This is a genomic window from Collinsella aerofaciens (assembly GCF_032584215.1).
Lineage (GTDB): Bacteria > Actinomycetota > Coriobacteriia > Coriobacteriales > Coriobacteriaceae > Collinsella.
In genome coordinates this window covers 19,393-35,045 of sequence record NZ_JAWHPN010000029.1, presented here as the reverse complement: position 1 = coordinate 35,045, position 15,653 = coordinate 19,393, and the positions used below count along the sequence as shown (strand labels likewise).

At 59.0% G+C, this 15,653-nt stretch carries 13 protein-coding genes; 10 read left to right on the top strand and 3 right to left on the bottom strand.

Annotation, left to right across the window (positions count from 1 at the left end; translation table 11 throughout):
- Positions 1 to 192: 192 nt before the first annotated feature.
- Positions 193 to 660 (bottom strand): hypothetical protein, encoded by a 468-nt coding sequence (locus tag RX395_RS08475; RefSeq protein ID WP_196025546.1) that lies wholly within the window; start codon positions 658 to 660, stop codon positions 193 to 195.
- 277 nt (positions 661 to 937) lie between these two features.
- Here RX395_RS08475 and RX395_RS08470 point away from each other — a divergent pair, with 277 nt between their 5' ends.
- Positions 938 to 1,369 carry an Hsp20/alpha crystallin family protein gene (locus tag RX395_RS08470; protein WP_316366879.1) on the top strand — a complete coding sequence of 144 codons (432 nt, stop codon included), beginning with the start codon at positions 938 to 940 and terminating at the stop codon, positions 1,367 to 1,369.
- Between the two features lie 82 nt (positions 1,370 to 1,451).
- Here the strand turns inward: RX395_RS08470 and RX395_RS08465 are convergent, their stop codons facing one another.
- Complete coding sequence (locus RX395_RS08465) at positions 1,452 to 2,261, bottom strand: MBL fold metallo-hydrolase (protein ID WP_316366877.1); 810 nt, start codon at positions 2,259 to 2,261, stop codon at positions 1,452 to 1,454.
- A 48-nt stretch (positions 2,262 to 2,309) separates the two neighbouring features.
- On the opposite strand from RX395_RS08465, the gene tilS reads away from it, so the two are divergent.
- The 5 genes from tilS (at position 2,310) to RX395_RS08440 (ending at position 8,998) form a co-directional block, all read left to right on the top strand.
- Positions 2,310 to 3,848, top strand: a complete 1,539-nt coding sequence (gene tilS, locus RX395_RS08460) for a tRNA lysidine(34) synthetase TilS (protein WP_316366875.1) — start codon at positions 2,310 to 2,312, stop codon at positions 3,846 to 3,848.
- Between the two features lie 147 nt (positions 3,849 to 3,995).
- A complete protein-coding gene (gene hpt, locus RX395_RS08455) occupies positions 3,996 to 4,544 on the top strand; it encodes a hypoxanthine phosphoribosyltransferase (protein WP_316366873.1) in 549 nt (182 codons plus the stop codon).
- 61 nt (positions 4,545 to 4,605) lie between these two features.
- Positions 4,606 to 6,684 carry an ATP-dependent zinc metalloprotease FtsH gene (gene ftsH / locus RX395_RS08450; RefSeq protein WP_316366872.1) on the top strand — a complete coding sequence of 693 codons (2,079 nt, stop codon included), beginning with the start codon at positions 4,606 to 4,608 and terminating at the stop codon, positions 6,682 to 6,684.
- A 142-nt stretch (positions 6,685 to 6,826) separates the two neighbouring features.
- Complete coding sequence (locus RX395_RS08445; RefSeq protein ID WP_316366870.1) at positions 6,827 to 8,011, top strand: pyridoxal phosphate-dependent aminotransferase; 1,185 nt, start codon at positions 6,827 to 6,829, stop codon at positions 8,009 to 8,011.
- Positions 8,012 to 8,176: 165 nt separating this feature from the next.
- Complete coding sequence (locus RX395_RS08440; protein ID WP_316366868.1) at positions 8,177 to 8,998, top strand: phosphatase; 822 nt, start codon at positions 8,177 to 8,179, stop codon at positions 8,996 to 8,998.
- 78 nt (positions 8,999 to 9,076) lie between these two features.
- Here the strand turns inward: RX395_RS08440 and rlmD are convergent, their stop codons facing one another.
- A complete protein-coding gene (gene rlmD / locus RX395_RS08435) occupies positions 9,077 to 10,525 on the bottom strand; it encodes a 23S rRNA (uracil(1939)-C(5))-methyltransferase RlmD (protein ID WP_316366866.1) in 1,449 nt (482 codons plus the stop codon).
- 348 nt (positions 10,526 to 10,873) lie between these two features.
- On the opposite strand from rlmD, the gene RX395_RS08430 reads away from it, so the two are divergent.
- From RX395_RS08430 to RX395_RS08415, 4 genes are all read left to right on the top strand, one after another.
- Positions 10,874 to 11,734 carry a transporter substrate-binding domain-containing protein gene (locus tag RX395_RS08430; RefSeq protein ID WP_316366864.1) on the top strand — a complete coding sequence of 287 codons (861 nt, stop codon included), beginning with the start codon at positions 10,874 to 10,876 and terminating at the stop codon, positions 11,732 to 11,734.
- On the top strand, positions 11,734 to 12,387 hold the full coding sequence (locus tag RX395_RS08425) for an amino acid ABC transporter permease (protein WP_316366863.1): 654 nt from the start codon (positions 11,734 to 11,736) through the stop codon (positions 12,385 to 12,387). Before RX395_RS08430 ends, RX395_RS08425 begins: the two co-directional genes overlap by 1 nt.
- The gene (locus RX395_RS08420; RefSeq protein ID WP_316366862.1) at positions 12,380 to 13,144 is read left to right on the top strand and encodes an amino acid ABC transporter ATP-binding protein; all 765 of its coding nucleotides are present in this window, start codon (positions 12,380 to 12,382) and stop codon (positions 13,142 to 13,144) included. Before RX395_RS08425 ends, RX395_RS08420 begins: the two co-directional genes overlap by 8 nt.
- A 310-nt stretch (positions 13,145 to 13,454) precedes the next feature.
- Complete coding sequence (locus RX395_RS08415) at positions 13,455 to 15,530, top strand: elongation factor G (RefSeq protein ID WP_316366860.1); 2,076 nt, start codon at positions 13,455 to 13,457, stop codon at positions 15,528 to 15,530.
- Positions 15,531 to 15,653: the final 123 nt, after the last annotated feature.

Sequence of the window (15,653 nt, the reverse complement as noted above, 5' to 3'; positions counted from 1 at the left end):
AAGCCCCATCGCGCCGAGAGTACTGCGGGGTCAGCCCGTGGGAGGCCAGGGCGCCGCTGACCGGTGGACGGCACCGAGCCGTACGCTTGAACTGAGAAGGGGGAGGCCTCGCGGCCTCCCCCTTTTTTGCGTTTGCGGGGCATAAATAACTCATTTACGCCAGACGATTTAATTCTTTTTGGTATTGAGCTTTTATTTAAAGAAAATAAAACGAATAACAAGGGCAACTGCTATGGCCACAATGATCAAAAGCAGGATTGTCAGTCGATGCTGCTTGCGTCGTTTACTTGACGAAACGAAGATTGATTTTCCCTGTTTTGGCGTTTCGAGATAGCGAGCCGAATTCGTCAAGGTTTGCTTTGGTCGAGGACCTCTTTGTTGATGAGTGGCGGATGCTTTCATCGGCTCATCACTAGCTGCGCTGTTTTTAGATAATGGTGCGTCTTTCAGATATACGGGGTCTCCCGAGGCGACGCCCATATGTTTACGTCCCGTTTGGGCATCCTCGAGCGTTTGATATCGATTTCTCGTCACATACTCGGGCTCCGGATCATTAATGGGCTCTTGCGAGATGTGGGGGCGATGGAACCGTGGCGGCTGTGTAGAAGTATCTTCGCCCTGCGTCGGCATAAACATTTTGTTCTGGTTTTGGTCGTCCATGATGCCCTTTAGCTCGTTACCAACAACGTGTACGCGCTCATTGTAAGCCCCTTGTTATTTGTAGCTGGGGACATACTCGGTATTTAAGCTCTGGTTCAAAGAACCTTAACCTTCCTAAAACCTGAGTCATACGCACTTAGATATGCTTATAGTACTGGACTCAAAAAACTTTATAGTCGATGTATATATGAGCACTGGGTGGGCATATATAAGAGCGTCAAAAGAAGTCCCAGTCACCTGGAAGATGACTCGGCAGTCCTATAAAGGAGTGGTAAACATGGCAAGCATGGTTCCTTATCGTTCGGTTTTTGGCGTTCGTCCCTCTGCAAGCTCGCTGTTCGATCTGTTTGATGATATGAGCGACCTAGTGAACAGCTCGATTGCCTCTAAGGCGTTCCCCGTTGACGTTGAGGATAAGGGCGATGGCTATGAGGTCAAGGCTTATCTGACCGGCGTCGCCAAGGACGATATCGATGTCGAGCTTAACGAGGGCCGTCTGTCCATTAGCGTGAATGTCGAGGAAGACGAGGAGAACGAGGGCAAGAACTTCCTGCAGAAGGAGTTCAGCTCGTACAGCGCGACGCGTGGCGTGTATCTTAAGGACGCTTCGAGCGAGGGCCTCTCGGCTAAGTACGCTGACGGCATCCTGACCGTTACGGTTCCCAAGATCGTCGAGAAGAAGAACGTTACGAAGATCTCCATCGAATAACTTCGTTGGTGTTCTTCGCTATTAAAAGACAACAAAAGGGGCTGGGAAGCGATTCCCGGCCCCTTTTGCTGTTTAGGACAGTCTATTGAATGGTTGCTGGCCGATACTGGCTTGCGGGGCGTATCGAGAGTTTTCGCGATCCTTGGAGAAGGGTGGCGGAGCTGCCGAGCTCGTCATCCAGGGTTGCGGCTAGAGCTTTGGCATAGCTTTTGACGGTAAGGCTCGGACGATTGTTGTCTTGGCTGATATGCATGGCAATGAGCTGTTCGGTGCGATCGGTAACAAGTTCGCGCGCGGCTTCGGCGGCTTGACCGTTGGAGAGGTGTCCCCTTGCAGACAGGATGCGCTCCTGAAGAAAGCGGGGATATTCTCCCTCGCGCAGCATGGTCACATCGTGGTTGCTTTCGAGCGCGAGGACTCGACAATCTTTGAGGGTGTTCATGGCTTGGCTCGATAGCTCTCCGGTGTCGGTAGCAAAGCCGATGGAATCATCGAGGGCGTCGAATCGAAAGCCGATTGGATTTATGACATCGTGTGATGTTGAGTAGGTTTGCACGTGGATGCCGGCAATGGATAGGGTGTCACCGGGGTCGAATTCCTCGACAGGCAGATGCGAAAGATTTTCTTTGCTCGAAAGTGTGCCCCTGCTGGCAAAGAGGGGACCGTGCCAGTGCTTGCACCAGACATCGAGACCCTTGATGTGATCGCCATGCTCATGAGTAATGAGAAGAGCCGAGACGTTGTCTGCCGAGAGTCCCAGTTCTGCCATGCGCTTTAATGTCTCGCGGCGAGAAAGACCGTCGTCAATCATGATGAGCCCCCGGGGGCCTTCGATGAGCGCGCAGTTGCCTTTTGAGCCGCTGCCAAGGATATGAAGGTGCAGACGAGACATAAGATTCCAAAGGATACAATGGGTGCGGACGAATAGAGGAGGAAGCAAATGCCTACGGTATCACAGCATTACGGACACCATGCCGTGCCCGGGGCAGTCGATGAGACCCGAACGAGGCAGCAGGCTGCTCCTGTCGTGCTCATGGTATCAGGCGGCGCGGACTCGACGGCACTGCTTCTTATGGCGTGCACATCAAAGCTGGATATCCAAGACGGGCGCGGTGTTGCCCCCATTGCTCGCGAGCGCCTGCATGTGCTGCATGTAAACCATCATCTGCGCGGCAAGGCGTCCGATGGCGACGAGGCCTTTGTGCGTGAGCTCTGCGCGAAATATGGTTTACCGCTGTGCGTGGAGCACGCTTATTTTGATGGGGAGTCGGGCAATATTGAGGCCGCGGCCCGCGAAGTGCGCTATGCCGCGGCGCGGAGGTATGTTCGCGAGCTCTGCGCCCAGACGGGGGCACCGCGAACGGCGGCTCGTATCTGCACCGCGCACACGTCTTCGGATCGCGCGGAAACGTTTTTGATGAACGCGATTAAGGGTTCGGGCCCCGCTGGCCTATCGAGCATTCCTCGCCGGAGGAATATCGTGGTACGTCCCTTGCTCGACCTAACTCATGGCGAGCTCGTGGGCTATCTACAGGTACATGGTCAGCCGTGGCGTGAAGACGAGAGCAATGAGGATATCTCGTATCTGCGAAACTACGTGCGCCATCGAGTAATGCCAGTGGTGGCGCAGCGCAACGCGAGCATCTGCAAGACGATTGGCGCCGCCTGCGAGATCTTAGGCGATGAGGACGCGTTTTTGTCTCAGCTTTCGGCACAGGCGTTTCGAAGCTGTTTGCGCAAAGAGGCAGCGGGTGCGCTGGTGCTCGATGCCAGGCGCCTGGCTGCGGCCGAGGTGGTAATCGCGCGGCGCATCGTGCGACTGGCGATTAAGCGCATCGATCCGGACGCTCGTCCCGAGATGCGACATGTGGAGCGAGTCCTTTCCTGCGTTGCCGAGGGCACCGGCTCGGTCACGCTTCCGGCGGGGATTGACGCACGCATTGAGTTTGGCATGCTGGCGTTTAAGGCGCCGGCGGCTCGCGAGGGCCTGGTCGCGGACTGGGTTACCGTACCCGGTCGTTTGCCGTTGGGCGGGGGACGTATGCTGGTCACAGAACCGATGGCTGTTGAGCCGGGATGCGATATCGTGCGCCGCGCCCGTGAGCTTGCGGCTGCCGGGGAAGTGACAGCTTTGGTAGACGCGGCTGTCCTGGGTTTTGCCGACAGCGATAGTGAGCGGATCCTGTCGGGCTCGCGTGGCGAGATCCCTGCCGAGGCGCGATTGGCGCGCCTGTGGGTGGACGGTCCCGCGCCGGGAGACGTGATGTGCCCGTTAGGGATGAGTGGCCGAAGCAAGAAAGTATCCGATTTGCTAGGTGAGGCTCGCATTCCCGTTTCCGAGCGCGCCGGCGTGCCCATGGTGAGGACGGCGCCGGGGGGTGCCGTGGTGTGGGTCGCCGGAGTTCGCGCGGACGAGCGTTTTAAGTGCACGGCCGCAACGCGCGTGGCATATCTGCTCCGCGTGGTCGATGCGGAATAGCGTCCCACGCCTGCTATTCTGTGCGACGTTGACGGTATTCCCGCGCTGATGGCGCACGGGCTGGTAAATTTACCCCGTGCGCTGCTAGAATGTGTAGTTCGCGTCCATACGGCGGTGTGTGGGCGATAAGCACAAGAAAGGGTTGTCATGACTTCTCAACATCCGGATATCGAGAAGGTTCTGTTCACGCAGGAGGATATCGACGGTATCGTCTCTCGCCTGGGCGAGGAGATTACGCGCGACTACGCGGGTAAGGATCTGGTGCTGATTGCGGTCCTGCGCGGCGCCGTGGTCTTTATGGGCGACCTGATGCGTAAGATCGAGCTGCCGACCAACATCGATTTCATGGCTGTTTCGAGCTACGGCGACGGTGTGAAGTCCTCGGGTATCGTGCGTATCATTAAGGACCTGGATATCGACATCCGCGGTCGCGACGTGCTGATCGTCGAGGACATTCTGGACTCGGGCCTGACGCTCAAGTATCTGATGAAGAACCTCGAGAGCCGCAAGCCCGCTTCTCTGGAGGTCGCCGCCTTCCTGTGGAAGGACGTTAAGGACCGCGTCTCGGCCATCACGCCCAAGTATGTTGGAACCCATTGCCCCGATGCCTTTGTGGTGGGCTACGGCCTCGACTATGCCGAGCGCTATCGCAACCTTCCGTATCTGGGCATTTTGAAACCGGAGGTTTATTCGTAAGATGCCCGACGACCGTAACGACAACAATTCCCAGACTCCCCGGGACCCAAAGATCCCGGGGATGCCCGGAGGCAAGAAGCCCACGCGTACGGGCTGGCTGTATTTTCTTTTGGCTTGCGCGCTTCTGGGCTATGCCTTCTTTAATATGGGTTCCGGCTTTGCCAGCTCCAGCAATACCGTTAAGCTCGCGACGAGCGAGATGGTCAGCGCCATCAAGCAGGATCGCGTCGAAGATCTGACCTATACGGTTCAAGACGGAAGCGTGACGGGTCATTACTGGAAGACAAAAAAGGACAAGGGCGATACGAGCGAGCTCAAGAGCTTCTCTTCGACCTATGTCGGCTCCGATTCGCTTGCCGAGCTCATGGCGGAGCACCCCGATACCAAGTACATCGTCAACACCAACGATCCCGATTTTTGGGGCGACTTGGCGATGAGTGTGCTTCCGACGATCGCCCTTATCGCCATCATGTTCTACTTTATGCGCCAGATGATGGGCGCCAACAACAGGAACATGCAGTTTGGCAAGACCAACGCCAAGACCAACGAGGCCACACGCCCCAAGGTCAAGTTTGAAGACGTTGCCGGCGTGGACGAGGCAGTCGAGGAGCTCGAGGAGATCCGTGACTTTTTGAGCGATCCGGATCGCTATCGCAAGCTGGGCGCCAAGATTCCGCGTGGCGTGTTGCTGGTTGGCCCTCCGGGCACCGGTAAAACGCTGCTGGCCAAGGCCGTTGCCGGCGAGGCGGGCGTGCCGTTCTTTAGCATCTCGGGTTCCGACTTTGTCGAGATGTTCGTAGGTGTCGGCGCCAGCCGTGTGCGTGACCTCTTTAAGGAGGCCAAGTCCCAGGCCCCGTCGATCATCTTCATCGATGAGATCGATGCCGTGGGACGTCAGCGCGGAGCTGGCTTGGGCGGCGGTCACGACGAGCGCGAGCAGACGCTCAACCAGCTGCTGGTCGAGATGGACGGCTTTGAGGAAAGCGAGTCGGTCATCCTGATCGCCGCCACCAACCGTCCTGACATCCTGGATCCGGCGCTGCTGCGTCCCGGCCGTTTTGACCGCCAGGTTACGGTCGACCGTCCGGATGTGAAGGGCCGCGAGCAGATCTTGCGCGTGCATGCCGAGAACAAGCCGATGGACGAGGACGTTAAGTTTGAGAAGCTCGCCCAGATGACCGTTGGCTTTACCGGCGCCGACCTGGCGAACCTGCTCAACGAGTCTGCGCTGCTGGCCGCTCGCCGTCATCGTTCCGTGATCTCGATGGACGAGGTCGAGGAATCGATGGAGCGCGTGATTGCCGGACCACAGCGCAAGGGTCGCGTGATGACCGAGGCCGAGCGCACCACGATTGCCTACCACGAGAGCGGTCACGCTTTGGTGGGCCATATCCTGGAGCACTCCGATCCGGTCCACAAGATCTCGATCGTCAGCCGCGGTCAGGCCCTGGGCTACACGCTGCAGCTTCCGCAGGAGGACCACTTCCTCAAGACCAAGAACGAGATGCTCGACGAGCTTGCCGTGTTCTTGGGCGGTCGCGTTGCCGAGGAGCTCATGTGCGACGACATCACGTCGGGCGCGAGCAACGATCTGGAGCGCGCGACCAAGATGGCGCGCGAGATGGTCACACGTCTGGGCATGAGCGAGGAGCTGGGCACGCAGGTCTTTGGCGAGGCGCAGCATCAGGTGTTCCTGGGCCGCGATTATGCCGATCATCAGGATTACTCCGAGGAGACGGCGCGTCGCATTGATATCGAGGTTCAGCGCATCATGCGCGAGGCCCATCGTCGTGCTGTCGAGATCCTGGATGCCCGTCGCGATCAGCTCGATCTGATGGCGAAGGTGCTGCTCGAGCGCGAGACCGTCGAGGGCGATGCCGTGAATGCCCTGCTCGATAACGAGTGGGACGCCTACCTTGAGCGCGAGGACGATATCCTGGCGGCCAAGGAGGAGCGCAACGCCAAGGCTGCCGGCATGCCGAGCAAGAAGCGCGCGCCTCGTATGAGCGAGGAGGAGCTGGCGGCTGATGCCGCGGCCTTTGCGCAGGCGGCCATGCAGGAGGATGCCGAAGCCGCATCCGATGGTGCTGACGATGACCATGCCGTCAATGCCGGTGCCGACACCGACGCCGACAAATAGTCCTTGTAACAAAAGCCTCCGCGGGGAAACCTGCGGAGGCTTTTTCTTTTGAGCGATATGGGGCCGTCTGTCCCCAATTAACATTGCTGCGGCACTTTGCTCGGCTAAAGCGTACAATAGCGCCTATGCGAAAGGGGAACAGATGATCAACGAAACTATGTATGCTCGCGGCGCGGAAAGCTCCATCATCCGTGAGATTTTTAGCTATGGCCTTGAGCGCAAGGCGCAGATCGGTGCGGAAAACGTATTCGATTTTTCGCTGGGCAATCCGAGCGTTCCGGCGCCCGCTGCTGTGGCCGAGTCGATTAAGAAGGCCCTGGGGCTGCCGAGCGACCAGCTGCACGGCTACACGCCCGCACCGGGCCTGCCGCAATGTCGTGCCGCTGTGGCCGAATCGCTCAACCGCCGCTTTGGCACGAGCTATGAGGGCAAAGACGTCTTTATGACGGTGGGTGCCGCGGCTTCGCTCACCTGCGCGCTCAACGCCGTTACGAATCCGGGCGACGAAGTTATTGTTATCGCCCCGTACTTTCCGGAGTATCGCGTTTGGATTGAGAAGGCCGGCTGCACGTGTGTCGAGGCGCTTGCCAACGAGGACACATTCCAGCTGAGCGTGGATAACGTATTCAAGGCGATCACCGACAAGACGGCAGCCGTCATTATCGACTCGCCCAACAACCCGACCGGTGCCGTATATACGCGCGACACGCTGACGCGACTGGCCAATGTTCTGCGCGAGGCCAACGCTCAGCGCGATCCCGAGAATCCGATTATGCTCATCTCGGATGAGCCGTACCGCGAGATCGTGTACGGTGCCGAGGTGCCTTGGGTGCCCTCGATCTACGAGCACACCATCGTGTGCTACTCGTATTCCAAGTCGCTGTCGCTGCCGGGTGAGCGCGTGGGGTGGATCTTGGTTCCCAACACCAATCCGCAGGCTGCCCGTCTGATGCCGGCCGTTGCCGGTGCCGCCCGTACGCTGGGCTTCGTGTGCGCGCCGGCGCTCTTTCAGCGCGTAATTATCGACTGCATCGATGAGCCGAGTGACGTTGAGGCCTATGCACGCAACCGCACCGCGCTTACCGACGCACTAGCGGAGTATGGCTACACCTATGTTGAGCCGGATGGCGCGTTCTACCTATGGGTGAAAGCATTGGAGCCCGATGCGAATGCGTTTTGCGAGCGCGCAAAGAAGTATGAGTTGCTTGCGGTTCCCTCGGACAGCTTTGGTATGCCGGGTTGGTTCCGCCTGGGCTATTGCGTGAGCTACGAAACGATTGTCAATTCGCTACCCGCTTGGAAACAGTTGGCGGACGAGTATCGTTAAAAGTAAAGCGCTCTGCCTACAATGTTTTACGTGAAACGGGGTTTGGTGTTAAGCCGGACCCCGTTGTCATGGACGTTGTGTCTTTGGGATGGAGTGGTTTTACGACTATCGAAGGCTATGCGTACAATGAATATAAGCGACGGCCGTGCCAGATAAGGAGACCTGATGCCCTACCTGCTTTCTTGTGACATTCATACCCATACGATGTTCTCTGCGCATGCATATTCGACCATTGAGGAGAATGTGTACTGGGCGGCAGAGCGTGGTCTGCAGGTGCTCGGATCTGCCGACCATTTGAGCTCTATGGTTACGGCTTGCCCCAATGACCTGCGCAGTTACCAGTTCTTTATCAACCAGGATATCTGGCCGCGCATTTGGAGCGGCGTGCTGGTGCTGCGTGGTGCCGAGGCCGATATCGTTTCGCTGGACGGAAGCCTGTTTGGCGAGGACACTCCTGTCACGCTCGATATTGCCGGCGATTCGTACAGCCGTCAGCATTCGCTGTTCGATTTGGTTACGCGTAATTTGGATTATTTGGTTGCGAGCGTGCATAATCCGCAGATTGCTGAAGGCGCGACGCTGGCCCAGACGACCGAGATGTATATCAATGCCCTGGAGCACCCCAAGGTGTTCATGCTGGGTCACACGGGGCGTTCGGGCGTGCCGTTCGATATCGACGAGGTGCTGTTGGCAGCTAAGGCCAAGCACAAGATTATCGAGATCAACAACCATAGTCTTGAACACGGTGTCGACACTGAGCATTGGGCCGTATGCCGCAAGATCGCCGAGCGCTGCGCCGAGCTGGGCGTGGGCATTGGCGTGTCAACCGATGCCCACATTGGCATGGCCATTGGCAAGCTCGATCACGCGCGCAAGATGCTCGACGAGATTCACTTCCCGCTGGATTTGATCGTGACGCGCGACCGCGAGACGCTGCTGCTCGAGATGGCGGCAGCCGGCGTGTGCGATCTGCGCAATGGGATGTAGCGGAGTTTATAAACCAAGCGAAGGGGGCGGCCCAGGCGGGTCGCCCCCTTTCTTGTCCCAAAAATCTACTGAGGTTGGTTAGCGGCGTTCGAGGACCGCTACGGTTTCGGTGTGGTCGGTGTGAGGGAACATGTCGACGGGCGTGATCTTGAGCAGGCGATAGCCTCCGTCGAGGAGCTGGTGCAGGTCGCGCTCTTGGGTCACGGGGTTGCAGCTGATATAGGTGATGCGGCGCGGCTTAAGTGCGCAGGCAGCTTCGAGGAACTCGGGCGTGGAGCCGGCGCGCGGCGGGTCGATGGAAAGGACGTCGACGCGCTCGTTGTTGTCGGCGGCATCTAGGATGTAGTCGGTGGCATCGTCGGCCATAAACCAAGCACTGCGGATGAGGCCATTGAGCTCGGCATTGCGGCGTGCGTCGGCAATGCCCGCCGGGTTGCGCTCCACGCCGAGCAGCATGATGCCGATCCCCTTGTTCTGGGCATCTTTAGCTGCGCAAAGACCGATGGTACCGCTACCGCAGTAAGCATCCATAAGCACATCGCCCTGGTGCAGATCCATGCCGTCAATCGCGAGCTGATAGAGCAGCTCGGTCTGCTGCGGGTTGGTCTGGTAGAACGCGGTGGGGGAGATGTCGAACTCGCAGCCGAGCAGCTGGTCGCGCATGCACTCGGCGCCATATACAATGCGGGTTTCCTCGCCGAGGATGGCGTTGCCGGGACGTCCGTTGATGTTTTGGGCGACGGTGACGATGTGCGGATTGAGTGCGACGACAGCCTCAAAGAACTCCTGCGCATGCGGCAAGTCGCGCTGAGCGGTCACGAGCGTGACCATGACCTGGTCGGTATGCCAACCGCAGCGGACGACGGCATAGCGAAGCAAACCAAGATGCTTGTCCTCATTAAAGGCGGGAATATGCAGCCGCTCAGCTTCGCGTGCGATGCCGTTGAGAATCTGACGGGCGCCCGGTGCCTCGACGGGGCATTCGGGTACGGCAACGATCTTGTGCGTGCCGCGCTCAAAGAAACCGCAACGGACGGCGCCCTCCTTACCGGGAGCAAAGGGAGTGGCGGCCTTATGACGAAAGCCACGCGGCGCAGGATATTTACCCGGGTCGCCCAGGGTGACTCCCATACCGCGAATGGGGTCGACGCTAATACCCTCGCGCTCGCAAAGAGCAGCAAAAAGCTCCTCCATGGCGGCCTGCTTGGCGGCGAGCTGCTTCTTATAAGGACGATTGAGCGCCGTACACCCACCGCAAGCTTTCATGATGGAACAAGGAGACTTGGGATCAACGGCCTTGCGCGCAGACGGAACCGGATTCTTATACGGGCGCTTGGAGCGAGTCTGAGATGCCTTATCCTCGCTCCGACGAGAGCCGGGACGCTTGGCCTTAGCCTTGCCCTTGGCCGACTTACCCTTCGCGTCCTGAGACGACTTGGATTTCTTAGAAGACTTTCTCTCCTTCGACCCCTCAGCCGCCTCGATCAAAGCACGACGAGCCTTACGCTCCGCACGAGATTCTGCCATCAATAACTCCACTAATTCATGAATTAAAAGCTGCAAGCATTGTACCTTGCCAAGTCAACGGGCGATATGCAAGCGCCCATTTCATGCCAGTGATAAGTCCAACGTTGTTTGCCCGGCATGGGCGGGGAGCGGCGCGTAATTAAGTTTATCGCGAGTTCCGCACGCAAAGGAAAGCACTTAATGTGCTTTCCGTCTTGCGCAGGACTGTAGAGCAGGAAACTTAATTACGCGCCGCTCCCCGCCCATGCCGGGCAAACCCTCCCTTGTACTTTATCAAGGTAGAGTGTATGATTCTGAACGTTACATGACTCACTTTACTTAACTAAAGTGCCATCAAGGGGGAATACCATGAATGCCGATATGTCTCGTCGTCAGTTTGTTGGTCTAGCCGGCTCGCTCGCCACGGTGCTTGGCCTTGGTCTTGTCGGTTGCGGCGGTGGTGCCGGCAAGGGCTCCGCTGCTGGTTCTGCCGCGGCCAAGGACGTGAAGGGCGCTGCGGAGTCCAAGAAGCTCGTGGTGGGCTTTGATAAGTCCTATCCTCCGTACGGCTTTGTGGGCGACGATGGCGAGTACACCGGCTTTGATCTCGGTCTTGCCAAGGCTGTTGCCGATAAGCAGGGCTGGGAGGTCAAATACGAGGCCATCGATTGGGATGCCAAGGACACGCTGCTCAACTCCGGCGCCATCAACTGCATCTGGAACGGCTTTACCATGGAGGGTCGCGAGGACGACTACACGTTCTCCGAGCCGTACATGCTCAACGAGCAGGTGCTGGTGGTCAAGAAGGATGCGGGTATCAAGAGCTGGGACGATCTTGCCGGCAAGACCGTGATTACCCAGACCGATTCCGCTGCGCAGGATGTGCTCGAGGGTGACCAGAAGGATCTGGCGGCGACGTTTGCCACGCTCGACACGATCGGCGAGTACAACACGGCCTTTATGCAGCTCGAGAGCGGCGCGGTCGATGCCGTGGCTTGCGACCTTTCGATTGCCCAGTATCAGCTTGCCGCCAAGCCCGATGCTTATACGCAGCTTGATGAGCCGCTGTCCAGCGAGCACTACGCCGTCGGCTTTAAGAAGGGCGACACCAAGTCGGCCGACGCCGTGACCGAGTCGCTCAAGGCGCTCTACGAGGACGGCACGGTTAAGGACCTGTGCGACAAGTATTCAAGCTATGGTCTATCTTTCGATAATTGGGTGCTCAAGTAATGTCTATTCAGGTCATGATGCAAATGCTTGGCCAGGGATTCTTGGTCAGTTTGCAGTTGTTTGTGCTGACACTGCTGGGGTCGATTCCGCTGGGAATCCCCGTGGCGTTTATGCGCATGAGCAAAATCGCGCCGCTTCGCCGGATTGCGCGCATCTACATTTCGGTCATGCGCGGTACGCCGCTCATGCTGCAGATGTTTGCCATCTACTTTGCCCCGTACTACGTGTTTGGCATTTCGCTCACGCCCGATTCCAAGTGGACGGCGTGCGTCGTGGCGTTCATCATCAACTATGCCGGCTACTTTGCCGAGATCTATCGCTCGGGCTTGCAGTCCATTCCGCGCGGTCAATACGAGGCGGCCGAGGTGCTGGGCTATTCGCGCATGCAGACGTTTCTGTATATCGTGATGCCGCAGGTCGCCAAGCGTATTCTGCCGGCGATGGGCAACGAGATCATCACGCTGGTCAAGGACACGTCGCTGGCGTTTGCCATTGGCGTGGGCGAGATGTTCTCGACGGCCAAGGCGCTGGTTGCCTCGCAGGTGAGCATGGTGCCGTTTGCGATTGCGGCGCTGATCTACTGGGTCTTTAACTTTGTGGTCGAGATGCTGCTGGGCGCCGCCGAAAAGAAGCTGGACTATTATCATGACTAACTCAGTGATGAAAATCGAAAGCGCGCGCAAGGCGTTTGGCGGCAATGAGGTGCTCAAGGATATCTCGCTCGAGGTCAAGCGTGGCGAGGTCGTGGCGATTATCGGGCCTTCGGGTGGCGGCAAGTCCACGCTGCTGCGGTGTGCCACGCTGCTCGAGACACTCGACGGAGGCTCGCTCTCGTTTGGTGGCCTTGCCGTTGCGACGGATGCGGGCTCGGGCGCGGTCTATGCGAAGGGCGATGTGCCCAAGCGGGCACGCTCGCGATTCGGCCTGGTGTTCCAAAATTACAACCTGTTCCCGCACTATACCGTGATGAAAAACATCATCGACGCGCCGATCCGCGTGCTTAAGCGCCCGCGCGAGCAGGCGGAAGCTCGTGCGCGCGAGTTGATCGCGCAGATGGGGCTTACGGGCAACGAGAACAAGGTGCCATGTGAGCTTTCGGGCGGTCAGCAACAGCGCGTGAGTATTGCCCGCGCCCTGGCGCTCGATCCGGAAATCTTATTCTTTGACGAGCCAACCTCGGCACTCGATCCCGAGCTGACGGCCGAGGTGCTGCATGTCATTAAAGACCTTGCCGCGCAGAATATGACGATGGTAATCGTGACCCACGCGATGCAGTTTGCGCGCGATGTTGCCGACCGCGTGGTCTTTATGGATGGCGGCCGCATTGTCGAGGAGGGTCCTGCCGAGCAGGTCATCGACCATCCGCGTGAGCAGCGCACCCGTGAGTTCTTGAGCCGTATCGAGGGATAGGCTCAGGTATTTACTCAACTATTAATTGAGGCGAAGCCGTCGCAGGTCTTACGGTCTGTGGCGGCTTTTTGTTTGCATCGACGGGGTTCAATAATCGCCTCACAAGCTTGTCTCTTCCTCTCGCCGCCTGTATTCATACGTGCGCCGAAAGGTATGCATGGACGGCCGCCCGTGAGGGTAGGGTGGTGGCATAGGACATTTGGAGGGTGAGTCGGCTCGGTTGCCGACCATGCTGCTCCCGGGATGGCACCGACCGCGAACTCTCCCCGTTGGCGTCGCGCATTGCGCGCGGCCCTGCAAGGAGGTCATCATGGGTGCTCCCAAGACCGGCAATGTAAGGAACGTGGTGCTCGTAGGCCAAGGCGGGGTGGGCAAGACTTCACTCGCCGAGGCCATGCTCCACCTTTCCGGCAAGACCGCCCGCCTGGGCGGCCACGACGGCACCAAGCCCACGCTCGACTATGACCCTGAAGAGGTCAAGCGTTCATTCTCCATCTCGACGACCATCGCGCCGATCGACTGGAAGGGCGCGCGCATCAATGTGCTCGATGCCCCGTGCTACCCCGATTTTATCGGCGACGCCTTTGCCGCGATGAGCGTCTGCGAGACGGCTCTGTTTGTGGTCGACGCCGAGGCCGGCCCGCAGCCTACGACGGTTAAGCTCTGGTATGCCGCCGAGGACCTGCGCCTGGCGCGTGCGGTGTTCGTAAACCGCCTGTCGCGCTCCGAGGCCAGCTTTGCGACCACGATGGACCTGCTGCAAGAGCGCTTTGGCACGCGCCTGGGCGCCGTGACCCTTCCCTGGGGCGAGGGCGAGGACTTTGACGGCATCATCGACCTGGTGCGTATGAAGGCGCGCCATTGCAACGGCACCGAAGCCGTTGAGTCGGAGATTCCCGAGGAGTATCGTGCCCAGGCCGAGGAGGCCCATGACCATCTGTGCGAGCTGGTGGCCGAGGCCGACGATGAGCTGATGATGAAGTACCTGGAAGGCGAGGAGACGCTGACGCAGGAGGAGCTTGAGGGCTTGCTGTCGAAGGCGATTGCCGAGCGCATCTTTGTGCCGGTCTTTGCGGGCGATTGCATTAAGGAGCAGGGCGTCAACTCGCTGATGGACGACATCGCGACGTACTTCCCGGCGCCGACCGACTACGGCGAGATGCCGCTTATCGACGGCGATTCGCTCAAGATTTCGAGTGACGATGACCGCCCGGTGGCCTTTGTGTTTAAGACCCTGGCCGATCCGCAGCAGGGTCGCATCAGCTTTATCAAGGTGCTGACGGGTACGCTTGAGCCGGGCCTTGAGCTGGTCAACGCGCGCACGCGCAAGGGTGACCGTCTGGCTCACCTGTATGTGATGTGCGGCCGCGATATGACCGAGGTTGGCCATGCCTATGCCGGCGACATTATCGTGGCGCCCAAGTTGGCGGCAGAGACGGGTGATACACTCTCCATTACCGGTAAGGTCGAGGCAGCGGCGTTTAAGTTCCCCAACTCGCAGTACCGCATTGCCATCGAGGCCGAGAACCGCGGCGACGAAGAGAAGCTCTACACGTTTATCGAGAAGGCATGCAAGGCCGATCCGACCATGAGCATCGATCGTGACGAGGAGACGGGCCAGACTATCATCTCCGCCGTTGGTGAGGCGCAGGTTTCGGTGTTGCTTAACCGTTTGGAGGATCGCACCAAGGTCGTGGCCAAGAGCGTGCCGATCCGCATTCCGTATCGCGAGACCATCCGCCGCACGGCGAGCGCCCAGGGTCGCCACAAGAAGCAGACCGGTGGCGCCGGTCAGTACGGCGACTGCTGGCTGCGCGTGGAGCCGCTTATTGGGCCCGACGGCACGAGCGACGGCTACGAGTTTGTGGATGAGGTCGTGGGCGGCCGCATTCCGCGCTCGCTGATCACCGCCGTGGACAAGGGCGTCCAGGAGACCATGAAGGACGGTATTATTGCCGGCTACCCGCTTACGGGCATTCGCGTGGCTGTGTACGACGGTTCGTATCACAGCGTCGACTCCAACGAGATGGCGTTTCGCGCGGCGGCTCGCATCGGCCTGCGCAAGGCATGCGCCGATGCCGATCCGGTGGTGCTGGAGCCCATCGAGGAAATCACGGTGACTATCCCCGAGAGCTACGCCGGCGCCGTGATGGGCGACATCTCGGCATCGCGCGGTCGCGTGACGGGCATGGAGACCGATGAGCGCGGCGACACCGTGGTCATCGCCCAGGCACCTCTCGCCGAGCTGACGGATTACTCGACGCGCCTGCGCTCTATCACGCGCGGCACGGGCGACTTTACCATGAAGCCTGCTGGCTACGAGCAGGTGCCTTATGACGTTCAGGCCAAGCTGGTCGAGCGCTATGAGGAGGGTCGCGCCAAGTAACGCGTGGTTTTGCCTGCAACATGCATGCCGATGCAAGGGCCGCCCTGGGTAACCGGGGCGGCCCTTTTTGATCCCTTGGGGACGGAGGAAAACGGATCATTTTAGGTTTTGGGGTAGCTTGGT

What these genes read in the sequence shown, in the direction of transcription:
- RX395_RS08445 (WP_316366870.1), top strand. Translation starts at nt 6,827, where the DNA reads ATGATCAACGAAACTATGTATGCTCGCGGCGCGGAAAGCTCCATCATC.
- RX395_RS08425 (WP_316366863.1), top strand. Translation starts at nt 11,734, where the DNA reads ATGTCTATTCAGGTCATGATGCAAATGCTTGGCCAGGGATTCTTGGTC.
- RX395_RS08475 (WP_196025546.1), bottom strand. Translation starts at nt 660, where the DNA reads ATGGACGACCAAAACCAGAACAAAATGTTTATGCCGACGCAGGGCGAA.
- ftsH (WP_316366872.1), top strand. Translation starts at nt 4,606, where the DNA reads ATGCCCGGAGGCAAGAAGCCCACGCGTACGGGCTGGCTGTATTTTCTT.
- RX395_RS08415 (WP_316366860.1), top strand. Translation starts at nt 13,455, where the DNA reads ATGGGTGCTCCCAAGACCGGCAATGTAAGGAACGTGGTGCTCGTAGGC.
- hpt (WP_316366873.1), top strand. Translation starts at nt 3,996, where the DNA reads ATGACTTCTCAACATCCGGATATCGAGAAGGTTCTGTTCACGCAGGAG.
- RX395_RS08465 (WP_316366877.1), bottom strand. Translation starts at nt 2,261, where the DNA reads ATGTCTCGTCTGCACCTTCATATCCTTGGCAGCGGCTCAAAAGGCAAC.
- RX395_RS08430 (WP_316366864.1), top strand. Translation starts at nt 10,874, where the DNA reads ATGAATGCCGATATGTCTCGTCGTCAGTTTGTTGGTCTAGCCGGCTCG.
- RX395_RS08440 (WP_316366868.1), top strand. Translation starts at nt 8,177, where the DNA reads ATGCCCTACCTGCTTTCTTGTGACATTCATACCCATACGATGTTCTCT.
- rlmD (WP_316366866.1), bottom strand. Translation starts at nt 10,525, where the DNA reads ATGGCAGAATCTCGTGCGGAGCGTAAGGCTCGTCGTGCTTTGATCGAG.
- RX395_RS08470 (WP_316366879.1), top strand. Translation starts at nt 938, where the DNA reads ATGGCAAGCATGGTTCCTTATCGTTCGGTTTTTGGCGTTCGTCCCTCT.
- tilS (WP_316366875.1), top strand. Translation starts at nt 2,310, where the DNA reads ATGCCTACGGTATCACAGCATTACGGACACCATGCCGTGCCCGGGGCA.
- RX395_RS08420 (WP_316366862.1), top strand. Translation starts at nt 12,380, where the DNA reads ATGACTAACTCAGTGATGAAAATCGAAAGCGCGCGCAAGGCGTTTGGC.